The sequence below is a fragment of the Kitasatospora sp. NBC_00240 genome, assembly GCF_026342405.1.
GTDB lineage: Bacteria > Actinomycetota > Actinomycetes > Streptomycetales > Streptomycetaceae > Kitasatospora.
In genome coordinates this window covers 2,009,715-2,025,136 of record NZ_JAPEMU010000001.1, presented here as the reverse complement: position 1 = coordinate 2,025,136, position 15,422 = coordinate 2,009,715, and the positions used below count along the sequence as shown (strand labels likewise).

General features: G+C 73.1%; 10 protein-coding genes. 7 read left to right on the top strand and 3 right to left on the bottom strand.

Annotated features, from left to right (window positions below; translation table 11 throughout):
• Positions 1 to 176: 176 nt before the first annotated feature.
• A complete protein-coding gene (locus OG689_RS08460; RefSeq protein WP_266319065.1) occupies positions 177 to 1,658 on the bottom strand; it encodes an aminopeptidase P family protein in 1,482 nt (493 codons plus the stop codon).
• A gap of 248 nt (positions 1,659 to 1,906) precedes the next feature.
• Here OG689_RS08460 and OG689_RS08455 point away from each other — a divergent pair, with 248 nt between their 5' ends.
• The 6 genes from OG689_RS08455 (at position 1,907) to OG689_RS08430 (ending at position 10,284) form a co-directional block, all read left to right on the top strand.
• On the top strand, positions 1,907 to 3,664 hold the full coding sequence (locus tag OG689_RS08455; RefSeq protein ID WP_266319063.1) for an ABC transporter substrate-binding protein: 1,758 nt from the start codon (positions 1,907 to 1,909) through the stop codon (positions 3,662 to 3,664).
• 12 nt (positions 3,665 to 3,676) lie between these two features.
• The gene (locus OG689_RS08450) at positions 3,677 to 4,627 is read left to right on the top strand and encodes an ABC transporter permease (protein WP_266319061.1); all 951 of its coding nucleotides are present in this window, start codon (positions 3,677 to 3,679) and stop codon (positions 4,625 to 4,627) included.
• Positions 4,624 to 5,610 carry an ABC transporter permease gene (locus tag OG689_RS08445; protein WP_266319059.1) on the top strand — a complete coding sequence of 329 codons (987 nt, stop codon included), beginning with the start codon at positions 4,624 to 4,626 and terminating at the stop codon, positions 5,608 to 5,610. Before OG689_RS08450 ends, OG689_RS08445 begins: the two co-directional genes overlap by 4 nt.
• A complete protein-coding gene (locus OG689_RS08440) occupies positions 5,607 to 6,677 on the top strand; it encodes an ABC transporter ATP-binding protein (RefSeq protein WP_266326961.1) in 1,071 nt (356 codons plus the stop codon). The genes OG689_RS08445 and OG689_RS08440 overlap by 4 nt, the downstream gene beginning before the upstream one ends.
• A complete protein-coding gene (locus tag OG689_RS08435) occupies positions 6,674 to 7,648 on the top strand; it encodes an ABC transporter ATP-binding protein (RefSeq protein ID WP_266319057.1) in 975 nt (324 codons plus the stop codon). Before OG689_RS08440 ends, OG689_RS08435 begins: the two co-directional genes overlap by 4 nt.
• 242 nt (positions 7,649 to 7,890) lie before the next feature.
• Positions 7,891 to 10,284, top strand: coding sequence for a collagenase (locus tag OG689_RS08430; protein ID WP_266319055.1), 2,394 nt, complete (start codon positions 7,891 to 7,893; stop codon positions 10,282 to 10,284).
• A gap of 181 nt (positions 10,285 to 10,465) precedes the next feature.
• Here OG689_RS08430 and OG689_RS08425 read toward each other — a convergent pair whose 3' ends face one another.
• Positions 10,466 to 12,007, bottom strand: a complete 1,542-nt coding sequence (locus tag OG689_RS08425) for an FAD-dependent monooxygenase (protein ID WP_266319054.1) — start codon at positions 12,005 to 12,007, stop codon at positions 10,466 to 10,468.
• Between the two features lie 144 nt (positions 12,008 to 12,151).
• Between OG689_RS08425 and OG689_RS08420 the strand changes: the two genes are divergently transcribed.
• A complete protein-coding gene (locus OG689_RS08420) occupies positions 12,152 to 12,799 on the top strand; it encodes a TetR/AcrR family transcriptional regulator (RefSeq protein ID WP_266319053.1) in 648 nt (215 codons plus the stop codon).
• A 108-nt stretch (positions 12,800 to 12,907) separates the two neighbouring features.
• Here the strand turns inward: OG689_RS08420 and OG689_RS08415 are convergent, their stop codons facing one another.
• Positions 12,908 to 15,271 (bottom strand): immune inhibitor A domain-containing protein, encoded by a 2,364-nt coding sequence (locus OG689_RS08415; protein WP_266319052.1) that lies wholly within the window; start codon positions 15,269 to 15,271, stop codon positions 12,908 to 12,910.
• Positions 15,272 to 15,422 lie beyond the last annotated feature (151 nt).

Here is a 15,422-nt window from a genome sequence, read left to right as displayed (position 1 = left end):
AGGGTGGATCTGCGGCGGGCGGGGAGTTGACCGTACAAGGGAGAACGGAGGTGTCGTTGCGGCGCGGGGACCGGACGGTCAGGGTCGCCTGACCGCAGCTCGGGCCGGGTGTGGCGGCCGGGCGCCGCGGGGCCGCTCCGCCGAGGGCCCCGCTGCGCCCGCGCGTGCGGCCGGGGTCAGCCCAGCAGGGTGCCCATCCACTCCTCGATGCCGGCCACCGAGCGCGGCAGGGCGCCGGACATCAGCCGGGCCCCGTCGGCGGTGACGACCAGGTCGTCCTCGATCCGGATGCCGAGGCCGCGCAGCTCCAGGGGCAGGGTCTCGTCGTCCGGCTGGAGGTAGAGGCCGGGTTCGACGGTGAGGACCTGGCCCTCCTCCAGGACGCCGTCGAGGTAGGTGTCGGCGCGGGCCTGTGCGCAGTCGTGCACGTCCATGCCGAGCATGTGGCCGCTGCCGCAGAGGGTGTAGCGGCGGTGCAGGCCGCTGTCCTCCCGCAGGGACTGCCCGGCGGGTATCCGGAGCACGCCCCAGTCGGCGAGGCCCTCGGCGATCACCTCCATCGCGGCCCGGTGGAAGTCGCGGAAGGAGGCGCCGGGGCGCAGGGCCGCGATGCCGGCGTCCTGTGCGGCGAGGACCAGTTCGTACGCCTGGCGCTGTACGGGGGAGAAGGTGCCGCTCAGCGGGAGGGTCCGGGTGACGTCGGCGGTGTAGAGCGTGTCGGTCTCCACCCCGGCGTCCAGCAGCAGGAGTTGGGCGGGGTCGAGGCGGCCGTCGTTGCGCGTCCAGTGCAGGACGCAGGCGTGTGCGCCGGCGGCTGCGATGGTGTCGTAGCCGGTGCCGTTGCCCTCGGCGCGGGCCCGCAGGTTGAAGGTGCCCTCGATCCAGCGTTCGCCGCGCGGGTGGCGCAGGGCGGCGGGCAGGGCCCGCACGGCGTCCTCGAAGCCGGCGACCGTGTGGTCGACGGCGAGTTGGAGCTGCTCCACCTCCCAGGCGTCCTTGACCAGGCGCAGTTCGGACAGGACGGCGGCGAGCCGGGCGTCGGCCTGCCGGTCCGCGCCGGAGCCGGGGCGTCCGGTGGCGCTGTCCAGGGCGGGGTCGACACCGGCCAGGACGCGGGTGGCGGGCTTCGGGCCGGTCAGCAGCTTGGCCAGGTCGTCGAGGTGCTCGGTGCGCAGGCCGGTGAGGCGGGCGGCCTCGGCGAGGTCGGGGCGGCGGCCGACCCAGAACTCGCCGTAGCGGCGGTCGCGGTAGAACTCGGAGCCGGCGGCGCCGTGGCCCGCGCTGCGCGGGGAGCGGGGGCGCAGGTACAGCACCGGTTCGTGGCCCTCCGGGCCGGCGGGCTCCAGTACCAGGACGTGGCCGACCTGGTCCTCGCCGGTGAGGCCGGTCAGCCAGGCGTAGCCGGTGTGCGGGCGGAAGCGGTAGTCGTCGTCGTTGCTGCGGACCTTCAACTCGCCCGCGGGGACGATGATCCGCTCGCCGGGGAAGGCCGCGGAGAGCCGGGCGCGGCGGGCCGGGGTGTGGTCGTGGGCGGGCACCCGCAGGTCGGCCGGGAGCGGGGTGGCGGCCCAGGCGGTGGCCATGAAGGCGTCCAGGGCGGGGGAGACGGGCAGGTCGTGGCTGCCGGTGTTGAGCCGGGGCGGGCGGGCGTCGGTCATCGGGGCGGCTCCTTGCCGGTGGGCTGAATCGGGACAAAGGGTGCGTGCGGGGCGGAAGTTGGGGCGGCGGCCGGATACAGCTCGGTAACGGGACGCACCATCCCTTGCCAGTGCAATTTCACATTACTATGTTACGGGTCACATCGCGGAGCGGCTAGACCTCGAAGGGTCGCCCTCCCGGCGGGCCCCGGATCAGCCCCGGGGTGAACCACGGGCCGCAAGTCCGGCCCCCCATTGCGGAGTTGCACATGAACAGGCGCACCCATGCCGCCCTCGCGGCGGCGATCGCAGCGACCCTCACCCTCGGCCTCGGGGCCTGCGACACCAAGGCCGCCGACGACAAGGACGGCGCCGGCGCCGCGGGAGGCAGCACCAAGGCCCCCGGCGCCGCGTCCGGCACGATCGTCGGCGGCACGCCCGTCCGGGGCGGCACCCTCACGGTGCTCTCCAACCAGGACTTCGCCCACCTCGACCCGGCCCGCAACTGGACCATGCCCAACATGGACTTCGGCATCCGGCTGCTCTACCGCACCCTGGTGACCTTCAAGGCCGAGCCCGGCGCGGCCGGCAGCGAACTCGTCCCAGACCTCGCCACCGACCTCGGCCGCCCCTCCGACGGCGGCCGGACCTGGACCTTCACCCTCAAGGAGGGCGTCAAGTACGAGGACGGCAGCCCGGTGAGGGCCGCCGACGTCAAGTACAACGTCGAGCGCTCCTTCGCCCCCGACCTCACCGGCGGCCCCGACTACGCCGCCCAGTACCTCGACGGGACCGAGGGCTACAAGGGCCCGCTGACCGGCCAGCACCTGGCCTCGGTCGAGACGCCGGACGAGCGGACCGTCGTCTTCCACCTCAAGCGCCCGGTCGCCGAGTTCTCCTACACCGCCACCCTGCCGACCTTCTCGCCGGTGCCGCAGGCCCAGGAGAAGGGCGCCCAGTACGACCTGCGGCCGTTCTCCTCCGGCCCGTACAAGATCGAGGCGTACGACCGGGGCAAGCAGCTCACGCTGGTCCGCAACACCAACTGGGACCAGGCCACCGACAGCGTCCGCAAGGCCTACCCGGACCGGATCGTCTTCGTCCAGGGGCTGAAGGGCGGCCAGGTCGACGACCGGCTGATCGCCAGCGAGGGCGCCGACGCCTCCGCCGTCGAGTGGCCGATGATGCGGCCCGAGTCGGCGGCCAAGGTGCTGCCGAAGGCGGATGTGAAGTCCCGGCTGGTGGCCGAGATGACCGGCTGCACCGAGATGCTCTACCTGAACAACGCCAAGGCGCCGTTCGACGACCCGAAGGTCCGCGAGGCGATGATGTACGCCGTCGACAAGGACGCCCAGGTCACCTCGTTCGGGGGCCCGGCGCTGACCGACATCGCCACCTCCTTCCTGCCGCCCGCGCTGACCAACGGCGTCCGGGCCGACCCGCTGCGGATCGCCCCGGTCGGCGACCCCGCCAAGGCCAAGGAACTGCTGGCCGCGGCCGGCAAGTCGGACCTCAAGGTCAGCCTGACCGTCTCCACCGGGGACAAGACCCGCGGCGAGGCGCTCCAGCAGTCGCTGGCCAAGGCCGGCATCCAGGTCACCATCAACACCGCCGACCCCTCCGTCTACTACGACACCATCGGCGACACCAGGAACGCCCCCGACCTCTCGGTCACCGGCTGGTGCCCCGACTACCCCTCCGGTGCGACCTTCCTGCCGTTCGTCTTCGACGGCCGCACCATCAAGGAGAAGGGCAACCAGGGCAACTACAGCCAGTTCCGCGACCAGGCGACGATGGACCGGATGGACGAGATCGCCAGGATGTCGGACGTCAAGGAGGCCAACGCCGCCTGGCTCCAGCTCGACCAGGACCTGATGAAGAAGTCCCCGGCCGTGCCGCTGCTCTGGCAGCGCCGCCCGCTGCTGGTCGGCACCAACATCGCCGGCGCCTTCGGCCACCCCGTGTGGACCGGCATGTTCGACTTCGCCACGATCGGCCTCAAGGACCCCGCCAAGGGCCAGGGCTGAGGGCCGGCCGCGATGACCACCGCAACCGATCCCGCGACCACGGCCGGGGCCGCCACGGCGCCCGCCGGCCGCGGCCCCTGGCGACTGGTCCTGGACCAGCTGCTGGCCCGGCGGGCCGCCAGGTTCGGCCTGCTGACGGTCGCCCTGCTGGCCGGCCTCGCCACGCTGGCCACCCCGCTGAGCGCGCTGGGCGGCTGGACCCCCGAGGAGTTCGACCGGAGCGCGATCGACCCCTACCTCGGCGGGCTGCCGCTCGGCGCCGCCGGCGGCATCGGCCCCGACCACTGGCTGGGCGTGGAGCCCGTCACCGGCCGCGACCTGTTCGCCCGGGTCCTGCACGGCGGCCAGGTGTCGCTGCTGATCGCCTTCACCGCCACCGCCGTCGTGGTGGTCGCCGGCACCCTGGCCGGCGTGGCGGCCGGCTACTTCGGCGGCCGTACCGACGCCGTGCTCTCCCGGATCATGGACCTGACCATGTCCTTCCCCTCGCTGATCTTCATGATCTCGATGATGGCGGTCGCCAAGGACGTCAACCGGGTGCTGCTGATGACGACCGTGATCGGCCTCTTCGGCTGGCCCGGCATCGCCCGGGTGGTGCGCGGCCAGACCCTCTCGCTGAAGCACCGCGAGTACGTCGACGCCGCCAAGGTCGGCGGCGCCGGCTCCTGGCGGATCCTGACCCGGGAGATCCTGCCCGGGGTCGCCGGCCCGGTCATCGCCTACACCACGCTGCTCGTCCCCGGCATGATCAGCACCGAGGCCGCCCTCAGCTACCTGGGCGTGGGCGTGCGCCCGCCGACCCCGTCCTGGGGCCAGATGATCGCCGAGAGCATCAACTTCTACGAGACCGACCCGGCGTACTTCCTGATCCCGACCTTCTTCCTGTTCCTCGCCGTGCTCGCGTTCACCCTGCTCGGCGACGCCCTGCGCGACATCCTCGACCCCCGGGGAGGCCGGTCGTGACCCGCTACCTCCTGCGGCGGCTGCTCGGCGTGGCCGGCATCCTGCTCGCCGTCTGCGCCATCACCTTCAGCATCTTCTACCTGCTCCCCAACGATCCGGCGGCCGCCGCCTGCGGCAAGACCTGCAGCCCCGAGCGGCTGGTCGAGGTCAGGGCGGCGATGGGCCTCGACCGGTCCGTCCCCTCGCAGTTCGCGGCCTACCTGACCGGGATCTTCGCCGGCCGCGACTACGGCAGCGGCGCAGGAGCTCTGCACTGCGCCTTCCCGTGCCTCGGCTACTCGTACGAGTACTCGATGCCGGTCTGGAGCCTGCTCGCCGACCGGCTGCCGGTCTCCTTCTCGCTCGCCGTCGGCGCGGCGCTGCTCTGGCTGGTCCTCGGCCTGGGCGCCGGTGTCACCTCGGCGCTGCGCAAGGGGAGCCTGACCGACCGTTCGCTGATGGTGGCCTCGGTGGCCGCCGCCTCCCTGCCGGTCTACTTCACCTCGGTGATGCTGATCTGGGGCGTGGTGCGCGGCGCCGGCCTGCTCCCGTACCCGGCGTACACCGCCTTCACCGACGACCCGTTCGGCTGGGCGTCCAACCTGCTGCTGCCGTGGCTCGCGCTGGCCCTGCTCTACGCCGCGATGTACGCCCGGCAGAGCCGCAACTCGATGATCGAGACGATGGCCGAACCGTACATCCGAACCGCCCGCGCCAAGGGCCTGCCGGCCCGCACGGTGACCGTCAAGCACGGGATGCGGGCCGGGATGACGCCGATCCTGACCATCTTCGGGATGGACCTCGGCGGGCTGCTGGCCGGCGCCGTGATCACCGAGTCGATCTTCGGCCTGCCGGGCGTCGGACGGCTCTTCTACGACGCGCTGGTCCGCTCCGACCAGCCGGTGATCCTCGGCGTGACCCTGCTCGCCGCCTTCTTCATCGTCGTGGCGAACCTGCTGGTCGACGTCCTCTACGCCTACGTCGACCCGAGAGTGAGGTACTGACCGTGAGCCCTCTGCTGGAGGTCCGCGACCTCAAGGTCGCCTTCGACACCCCGCGCGGCACCGTCCGGGCCGTGGACGGCATCGGCTTCACCGTCGAGGCCGGCCGCACGCTGGGCCTGGTCGGCGAGTCCGGGTCCGGCAAGTCCGTCACCTCGCTGGCCGTGATGGGGCTGCACCGGGGCGCGGCCGTCACCGGCTCGGTCCGGCTGGACGGCCGGGAGCTGTGCGGCCTGACCGAGCGGCAGCTCAACACCGTCCGCGGCCGCCGGCTCGCGATGATCTTCCAGGACCCGCTGTCCGGCCTGCACCCCTTCTGGACCGTGGGCGAGCAGATCGCCGAGCACTACCGGGTGCACTTCCAGGCCTCCCGCCGGGCCGGCCGCCGGCGCGCGGTGGAGATGCTCGCCGAGGTCGGCATCCCCGAACCGGCCCGCCGGGTGGACGAGTACCCGCACCAGTTCTCCGGCGGTATGCGCCAGCGCGTCATGATCGCCATGGCCCTGGCCTGCGAACCCGACCTGCTGATCGCCGACGAGCCCACCACCGCCCTGGACGTCACCGTCCAGGCCCAGATCCTCGACCTGATCGCCCGGATCCAGCAGGACCGCGGCCTCGGCGTCGTGATGATCACCCACGACCTGGGGGTGGTCGCCCGGGTCGCCCACGAGGTGCTCGTCATGTACGGCGGCCGGGCCGCCGAACAGGCCCCCGTGGACCAGCTGTTCAGCCACCCCGCGCACCCGTACACCCGGGGTCTGCTCGACTCGCTGCCCCGGCTGGACGACCCCGACGACGCCCCGCTGCGCGCCATCCCCGGCAACCCGCCCTCGCTGATCGCCCCCGCGCCCGGCTGCGCGTACGCGCCCCGCTGCGCCCGTACCGCCGGCGCGAGCGCCGCCGAGCACGCCCGCTGCCTGGCCGAGCGCCCCATCCTCGGGCCGCTCGCCCTCCCCGGGCCGTCGGCCGTCCCGGAGCCGGCCGCAGCGCCGACGCCGGCGGCCGGACCGGCGGGCGGCCGGCTGGCCGCCTGTCACCTGCCGCTCGTCCCGGAAGGAGCCCACCCATGAGTGCCCTGCTCTCCGTCCGCGACCTGGTCAAGACCTTCCCCGGCCGGCGCGGCCGCACCGGCCGGGCCGGGCCGCCCGTCCGCGCCGTCGACGGCGTCGGCTTCGACCTCGGGGCCGGCGAGACCCTCGGCCTGGTCGGCGAGTCCGGCTGCGGGAAGTCCACCACCGGCCGCATGATCGTCCGGCTGCTCGACCCCACCGAGGGCAGCATCACCTTCGACGGCCACGACATCGGCCGGCTCGGCCCCGCCGGGCTGCGCCCCTACCGCAAACACCTCCAGATGGTCTTCCAGGACCCGCACTCCTCGCTCAACCCCCGGCAGACCGTGGCCAGGATCATCTCCGAACCCCTGCTCGTGCAGGGCGCCTCGGCCGCCGACGCCCGCCGGCGGGCCGCCGAACTGATGGACCTGGTCGGCCTCGTCCCCGAGCAACTGGACCGCTACCCGCACGAGTTCTCCGGCGGCCAGGCCCAGCGGATCGGCATCGCCCGCGCGCTCGCCACCTCGCCCCGGCTGGTGGTCGCCGACGAGCCGGTCTCCGCCCTGGACGTCTCCGTCCAGGCCCAGGTGGTCAACCTGATGGAGCGCCTGCAGCGCGAACTCGGACTCGCCTACCTCTTCATCGCCCACGACCTCTCGGTGGTCAAGCGGGTCTGCGACCGGGTCGCGGTGATGTACCTCGGCCGGATCGTCGAGATCGGGGACAAGCACGAGGTGTACGGGAGCCCGGCGCACCCCTACACCAAGGCGCTGCTCTCGGCCGTCCCGCTGCCCGACCCGGCGGCCGAACGCGCCCGGGAGCGGATCGTGCTGCTCGGCGACCCGCCCAGCCCGGCCGACCCGCCGACCGGCTGCACCTTCCACCCGCGCTGCCCCAAGGCGCAGGAGCGCTGCCGCACCGAACAGCCGCTGCTCCGGATCGCCGGGCCGGGTGCCCGGCAGGCGGCCTGCCACTTCCCCGAGGCCTGACCCGGCGGCGGGCCCGCGGCCGCCCCCGCGCGGCCGCCCCGCCCGCCGCCGCCCCTTCAACGTTCCCCACGAGTACCGCCGTACCACGAGCGCCACCGCATCAATGCCCGACGAGCACCACGAGCACCGCCGCACCACGAGCACCACCGCATCAATGCCCGACGAGCACCACGAGTACCGCCGCACCACGAGCGCCACCGCACCGAACCAACCCCCACTCCTCCCACACCCCAGGAGCACAGGTGCCAACTCACAGCACCGCACGTCGAGTTCTGCTGGCCGCCACCCTGGCCGCGACGCTCACCCTGCCGGCCCTGCAGAGCGCACAGGCGGCCACCCCCGCCGGCCCCACGGCGCCCGCACCCGTCACCACCCCCGCCCCGGCGCCGGTCACCGGCACCACGCCCGACCCGACCGCCTACGACGAGGTCGACCACCTCGGTACCGCCACCGCGAAGTCCGGCGGGGCGGCCCCCGCCCCCGGCGGCGGCTCGCTCGGCGACTCGCCCGTCCCCGGCCTGCTCCCGGACCGGGTCGGCGCGCCCGCCCCGATCGCCCCTGCCCCGACAGCCGCGCCCGCCATCGCCGCCACCGCCGCGACCGCGGCCGGCGTCCCGTGCACGCTGGACGGGATGACCGGCCTCGGCCCCGGCCAGTTGGCCGACTTCCTCACCGACCCGGCGGTCACCGTCGACGGCTGCGTCCGGAACTTCCTCTGGACCTGGGACGCCCGCTACGCCACCACCATGGACGACGCCCATGTGCAGGCCGTCGCCCAGCGCATCACCCAGCTCGCCGGCGCCGCCGACGGCGGCAGCGCCGAACGCTTCTACACCCTCTGGACCTACCTGCACGCCACGGTCTACTTCGACTTCAACCACACCGAGATCGACGTCACCGACGCCGCCACCCTCGCGGCCGTCCAGCAGGCCGTCGCCGCGTACTCGGCGTACGCCCACGCCTTCGACGACACCGAATCGGCCGGCGCGACCGTCCGGGAGATGACCATCACCGCGGGCAGCGTGGGCCTGCGCCAGCAGAACCTCGCGCTGGTGAAGCGGATCCTGGCCAAGTTCGGCCCCGGCACCGCGGTGGCGGACAGTGCGGCCTGGGGCACGGCCGGCCTGGCCGCGCTGAACGTCAACTACCTCGGCATCTACAACGGCGACCAGGCCTTCACCGCGGTGGTCGCCGCCGACGCCGACTACCGCGCCGCGTTCCGGGCCTTCGCCGGCCACGGCCACCTGAAGGGCACCAAGAACGCCTGGATGGCCCGTGACGCGATGGGGGAGTACGGCAGGTTCGGCCAGATAGCCCCGCTCAGGACCGCCGTGGTCGCCGAGCTCGGCACCCTGCTCGACACCGCCAAGGCCGCCTTCGGCGCCTTCTCCGACCCCTGGGTCAAGCTGGTCGGCTGGGCCAACTACTACCAGGTCTGCGCGCAGTTCAACGTCTGCACCGACCAGATCGAGGCCCAGCTCTTCCCGCAGACCTACCGCTACGACAACGGCGCCGTCGAGGTGCACACCGCCCTCGACCGGGCCACCGTCGACCAGATGTACTACGCGAGCAAGCAGGTCAAGACGCAGTTCTTCCGCGTCCTGGGCACCGACGTCCCGCTGGCCGGGGACACCAACTCCACGCTGCACATCCACCTGTACGCCTCGCGCGCCGACTACGAGGTCTACCACCCGCTGCTCACCGGCTACGGCACCAACAACGGCGGCATCTACATCGAGAACGGCGCCACCTTCTACACCTACCAGCGCCGGGTGCCGCAGGACTCCACCCTCACCCTGGAGGAGCTGTTCCGCCACGAGTACACCCACTACCTCAACGGGCGCTGGGCGGTACCGGGTTACTTCGGCGACCCGCGCTGGTACTCGGGCGACCTGACCACCGCGATGGACGAGGGCACGGCCGAGTTCTTCGACGGCTCGACCCGTGACCAGGGCATCCTGGTCCGCAAGTCGCTGGTGGCCAAGCTGGCGAAGGACGAGGCCGCCGGCATCCCGCGGATGACCGTGAACGCGCTGCTCCACGCGACCTACGACGACACCCCGGCGTTCCACTTCTACAACTACGCCGGGACGTTCTTCGAGTACCTCTGGCAGCAACACCCCTCACTGCTACGGGAGATGTACGGCTACCAGCGTGCCGACGACCCGGCGGGCTTCGACGCCTGGCGCGGCCGGGTCGGCGCGGACGCCGCGATCCGGGCCGGCTACAGCGCCTTCCTGGACGACCGGATCCGGGCGGTGGACAGCCTCTACGTGCCCAGCACCGCCTTCACGCCGAACGGTTCGCTGAAGTTCGCCTACGCCTCCGAGGTGCGGTCCGCCTTCGCCGCCGCCACCGGTGCCACGCCGAACTGCAAGGACAACGGTGACTGGGCGAACAAGCCGATGCGCTTCGTCTGCACCGGTCAGGTGACCGCCAACCTCGCCGACTCGGGCAGCGCGGACCAGGTGTTCAAGGACATGTCCGACACGGTCGACTACTTCATCCTGACCCGGACCAAGGGCGTCGCCAACAACCTGGACGACATGAACTGCAGCTTCGGCAAGGTCGACATCTGGCCCACCGGCCGGGCCGGCACCGCCGACTACACCTGCGAGGGCCCGCTGCGGCGGTAGTCCGGACGGCACGACCGACAACTCCGGTCGGGCGCGGCGGGGAACCTTCCACGAGGGCCGCGCCCGGCCGGGCTCCATCCCCACGCCCGTCCCACGCCCGTCCCACGCCCGTCCCACGCCCGTCCCACGAGCGCCCTCACCGGGTGCCCGCGGGGCGGGCGTTCACGTGGGCCGGCCCGCGTCACCGCCCGAGCCCCGCCAGGTACTCGCGGATCAGCGACCCGCCGTCGGCCGGTGCAACCAGCGCGACATGGTGGTCGGGGCGGACCAGCACCAGCGCGTCCCCGGTGATCCCGTACGCGCGCCGGGCGTGGCCGTCGGTGTCCAGCAGAACGTCCGCTCCCTCCGGAGCGGCCGGGCCGTCCTGGGTCGCGTCGACCGCGACCGCGCGCACCTCCGGGCCCCGCCCGGCCAGCGCGGCCCGGGCGTTGGGGCCGAAGCCGAGCAGGGTGAACCGGCCCCCGGCGAACAGCTCGTACAGCCGGACGGGCGCGCCGCCGGGCCGGTGGCCGGGGGCGTCCGGGGCGCGGTCCCCGGGGCGCGGTCCGTCGCCGGTGGCGTCCGGGGCCCCGCCGGACAGGCTGCTCCACCGGTAGTGGATGCCCAGGCCGCGCAGGTCCGGGGTGGCGACGGCCTCCACGCCCACCCCGGGCACCCGGACGGCCTCCATCACCTTGGCCAGCGCGGTGGTGCTCAGGTCCAGTGCCACCGCGGCGACCGGGAGCCGCTCCTCCTGGTAACTGTCGAGCAGGGCGTCGCCGGCCCGGCCGGCCAGCACGCGGGCGAGCTTCCAGCCGAGGTTCCAGGCGTCCTGGATACCGGTGTTCATCCCCAGCCCGCCCGCGAACGGGTGCACATGGGCGGCGTCGCCGGCCAGGAACACCCGTCCGGCGCGGTAGCTCTCGGCGAGCCGGACGTTGGACCGCCAGGTGGAGAGCCAGCTGGCGTTGCGCAGCCGAACGCCGGGCATCCGGGCGAAGCGGTCGAACAGCCGCTGGAAGCCCTCCAGGGTGGGCGGCACCGGGCGGCCGTCGGGGCCGAGTTCGGGGGTGGCCTGGAGCTGCCACACCGGCGTGCCCTCGAACGGGCAGAGCAGGACGGCCCCGTCCTGGTCGAACCACTGGTGCCAGACGGTCGGGTCGAGGTCGCCCTCGACCTCGACGTCCCCGCAGAACATCGTCCGGTCCTCGTCGGTGCTGCCCTCGAAGGCCACCCCGAGCTGGTGCCGGACGTTGCTGCGGGCGCCGTCGCAGCCGACCAGGTAGTCGGCCGTGACCCGCCGGCCGTCGGCGAGGTCGGCCCGTACCCCGTGCTCGTCCTGGGTGAACCGGGCCAGCTCGGCCCCGGTCTCGACGGTCACGCCGTACTCGGCCAGGCGCTCGCGCAGCAGCTCCTCGGTCCGCCACTGCGGGATGGACAGCGCGGTCCCGTACCGGGCCTCCGGGCTCGGGACCACATCGGCGGAGGGGTCGGTGTCGGAGACGTGCTCCCCGGCGAAGTACTTGCGGAACACCAGCCCGGTGCGGCCGGCGGCGGCCAGCCGCTCGCCGAGCCCCAGGTCGGCGAGCACCTCCAGGCTGCGCGGGTTGAGTGCCTTGCCGCGTGAGATCCGGTGGTGGGCGGGGGACTTGTCGATCACGCGGACGCCGACGCCCTGGCGGGCGAGGCTGCAGGCGAGGGTGAGTCCGGTCGGGCCGGCGCCCACGATCAGTACGGCGGTCATGTCGTGCTTCCCCACTTCCGATGGTGTCGTGCTGCTCCCGGTGGCCGGTCGGCCCGGTGCCCCACCCATGAAAGTGCAACCGAGGAAGATATGCAACCTGGTAACGAATCTTCCCGGGTTGTGATGCTGGACTATGCTGGGCCCATGACTGAGACCGGAGGTCTGCGGACCCTGAAGAAGGAACGCACCCGTCAGGCCCTCGCCGACGTTGCGATCTCGCTGTTCCTCGCCAAGGGCTTCGAGCAGGTCTCGGTCGCCGAGATCGCCGCCGCGGCCGAGGTGTCCAAGCCGACGCTGTTCCGCTACTTCGCCAGCAAGGAGGACCTGGTCCTGCACCGCTTCGCCGACCACCTCGGCGAAGCCGCCCGGGTGGTGCTCGCCCGGCCGGCCGGGCAGCCGCCGCTGACGGCGCTGCGCCGGCACTTCCTCGACCGGCTGGCCGAGCAGGACCCGGCGACCGGCCACTGCGACCACCCCGACGTGCTCGCCTTCCAGCGGCTGGTCTACGAGACCCGCAGTCTCAGCTCCCACCTGCGCGACTTCCTCGCCGCCGACACCGAGGCGCTGGCCGAGGCCCTCGCCGGCGCCGTCACCGGCCGGGGCGAGCTGGCGCCACGCCTGATCGCCGCCCAGTACGTCGCCGTGCGCCAGGAACTCACCTGGCACAACTGGACCAGGCTCGCACCCGGCGTCACCGCCGACGAGGCCTACCCGCAGGCCGTCGCCGAGGCGGAGCTGGCCTTCGGCCTGCTCGGCACCGGCGCCGCCGGCCTCGGGTACGGCCCCGGCTGACCGGTCGGCCGGCCCGCGGAGCGCCACCGGACCCGGACGCGCGAGGGCCCCGGCCCGCCGGTGGGCGGGGCCGGGGCCTGGTGGCCGCCGTCCGTCAGGTCATGACGGTCAGGCGGCCGGGCCGACCTTCACGGTGGTCAGCCGGCCGTCGCGGGTCTCGCGGACGACCTCGATCCTGGTGTTGGTGTCCGGCACCTTGACGCCGAGCTCCGGGTTGGCCGGGTCGCTGTACACGCCGGTGCGGTCGTTGAAGACCGGCACCGCGGGCTCGGCGGCGAACCTGGTGGCCACACCCGCGCTGTGCAGTGTGAAGGCCGTGGTGGGCCTCAGCGAGAACGGCGCGTCGTAGCTCTGCGCGCGGCCGTTGACCAGGCTGCCGCTGCCGAAGCGGATCGACGCGGGGTGCGCGTCGACCGGCAGGATCAGCCCGCCGCCCAGGTGGTCCCTGGTGTTGTTGTCCGCGTAGCCGGTGTCCCAGAGCCAGATCAGCACCCCCTCCTGGTACGGGTAGGTGTCGATCACGCCGGCCTTGCCGGCCACGCCGGAGTACCCGAAGTTGTACGGGCCGGTCTTCAGGAAGGCGCCGTAGCCGACGTAGCGGCGGTTCTCCACCAGGTACGCGCGGGGGTGCTCGCGGACGGCGTCCTTACCGTTCACCACGCCGAACCCGGTGCTGGTCCAGCCCTGGCCGCCGCTCTCGGCGCCGTCCTCGACGAGGGTGGTGCCGCCCGCCGTGATCCGGACGGCGTCGATCAGTACACCCTTGCCGTGGGTGTTGCCGTCCGAGGTCGCGTGGAAGCGGACCCGGGCCGCCCGGCCGAGGTAGGCGTCCAGCGGGATGTGCAGCTGGGTCCAGCCGGCCGAGGTGCCGCTCAGGCCCGGGGTGCGGGCGGGGGTGTCGCCGATGGGCGTGCCGTTCACCGTGCCGGGCAGCGGCCGCCAGGTCCGGCCGTCGTCCGTGGAGGCCTCGACCGTGAGGAAGTCGTAGTCCTGCTCGATGTCGTACCAGGCGGCGGCGTCCAGCGCGGCCGGGCCGCCGCCGCCGGTCAGGTCGACCGTGCGGCCGAGGGAGGCGTCCAGGTTGTCGCCGGTGTCGCTCCACCACTGGGCGGCGCCCTGGTAGGGCTCGGCCAGCGTGGTGGTGGTCCGCCCCGGCGGCAGGTGCACCAGGACGGCCTGCGCCTGGTCGGTGTTGTAGCCGCTGACGCCGAGCGCGTGGCTGGACCTGGTGCCGGCCTGGGCCTCGTCGTAGTTGAGCCAGCCGAACTGCAGCTTGCTCCAGGCGTCGAGGTCGCCCGGGTACTCGCCGGTGGTGTTGCGGCCCTTGCCCAGGTAGGAGGCGGAGGACATCAGCGACCAGAAGCTGACGGCGTTCTCGCCGCCGGTGGTCGGGTAGAGGTCCGGCAGGCCCAGGTTGTGGCCGAACTCGTGGGCGAACAGGCCGACTCCGCTGTTCTCGCCCGCCTGCACGTAGTCGTAGACGTACAGGCCGGTGTCCCCGACCGGGGTGCCGCCGATCCGGTTGCCCGCCGGGCCGGTCTGCCCGGCCGGGTCGGGGAACTCCCAACTGCGGTGCGCCCACAGGGCGTCCGCACCCTGGGCGCCGCCGCCCCAGGTCTCGTCCACGCCCGCGTGCACCACCACGACGTTGTCGAGGTAGCCGTCCGGCTCCTCGAAGTTCCCGTCCTTGTCGTGGTCGTAGCGGTCGTAGACGTCGTACTGGGCCAGTTCGGCGGTGATGTCCGCCGCGCTGCGGCCCTTGGCGCTCTCGCCGTCGTACCAGGCCTTGGTGGCGTCCCGGACGAACTCCTGCGTCTGGGTCCAGGCGCCGCTGCCCTGCGGGCCCTTGTTGCTGCCGTACCGGGCCTCGTTGTACGGGACGGTCACCCAGTCGCTGACGGTGCCGTCGAGGTCGTACCGGCCCGAGGACTGGGTGCGGTAGTAGGCGCGCATCGAGTTGGCGCCGGGCGCGTCGTCGAAGAACATCCGCTGGTAGTAGTCGCGGCCGAAGTCGCTCTTCCAGAGGGTGTGGGTGTCGCTGCCGTCCGGCTGCGGGATCCGGTTGTGCAGGGGCCCCGGCGTGCCGCCGTAGCGCGGCTGCCCGTTGTACAGGGTCGAGTCGTCGACCTGGTCGCCGAACTGGGCCAGGATGACGAAGACTTTGTCCTTGCGCTGCTGCGCGAGCTGGACGTAGTCGTTGCCGACCTTGACCTTCGCGGGCGCCCGGCCGTCCGAAGTGCGGGCGACGGCGCCCTTGTTGAGCTGTTCCAGCGCCTTGGTGCGCAGCGACTGCCGCTCGCGCTCCTGCGGCGCGAGCGGTTGGGCGGGGGCTTCGGTGCCCTCGGTGCCCTGGGCGGCGGCGAGGGCGGGTACGGGCTGCGGGGGTGCGGCCTGGGCGGGGGTGCCGAGGAGGGTGGCCGCTGTGGCGCCGGTGGTGAGCGCCGCCGCGAGTATCGCGGACAGTCTGCGCAACTGACCGGTCCTTTCCGGACGGTGGTGGTCGGGGGAGGGCGGTCCGGCGGGCCGGCCGGGGGAACGGGCGGGAGGCGGGCAGACCAGGTGAAGGGTTGTAATATTTCACATGTCATGGGTCACACGGAAGACCTGAGGGGGCGGCACCTCC

Coding starts and splice junctions, on each gene's coding strand:
- OG689_RS08460 (WP_266319065.1), bottom strand. CDS start 1,658: ATGACCGACGCCCGCCCGCCCCGGCTCAACACCGGCAGCCACGACCTG.
- OG689_RS08455 (WP_266319063.1), top strand. CDS start 1,907: ATGAACAGGCGCACCCATGCCGCCCTCGCGGCGGCGATCGCAGCGACC.
- OG689_RS08450 (WP_266319061.1), top strand. CDS start 3,677: ATGACCACCGCAACCGATCCCGCGACCACGGCCGGGGCCGCCACGGCG.
- OG689_RS08435 (WP_266319057.1), top strand. CDS start 6,674: ATGAGTGCCCTGCTCTCCGTCCGCGACCTGGTCAAGACCTTCCCCGGC.
- OG689_RS08425 (WP_266319054.1), bottom strand. CDS start 12,007: ATGACCGCCGTACTGATCGTGGGCGCCGGCCCGACCGGACTCACCCTC.
- OG689_RS08420 (WP_266319053.1), top strand. CDS start 12,152: ATGACTGAGACCGGAGGTCTGCGGACCCTGAAGAAGGAACGCACCCGT.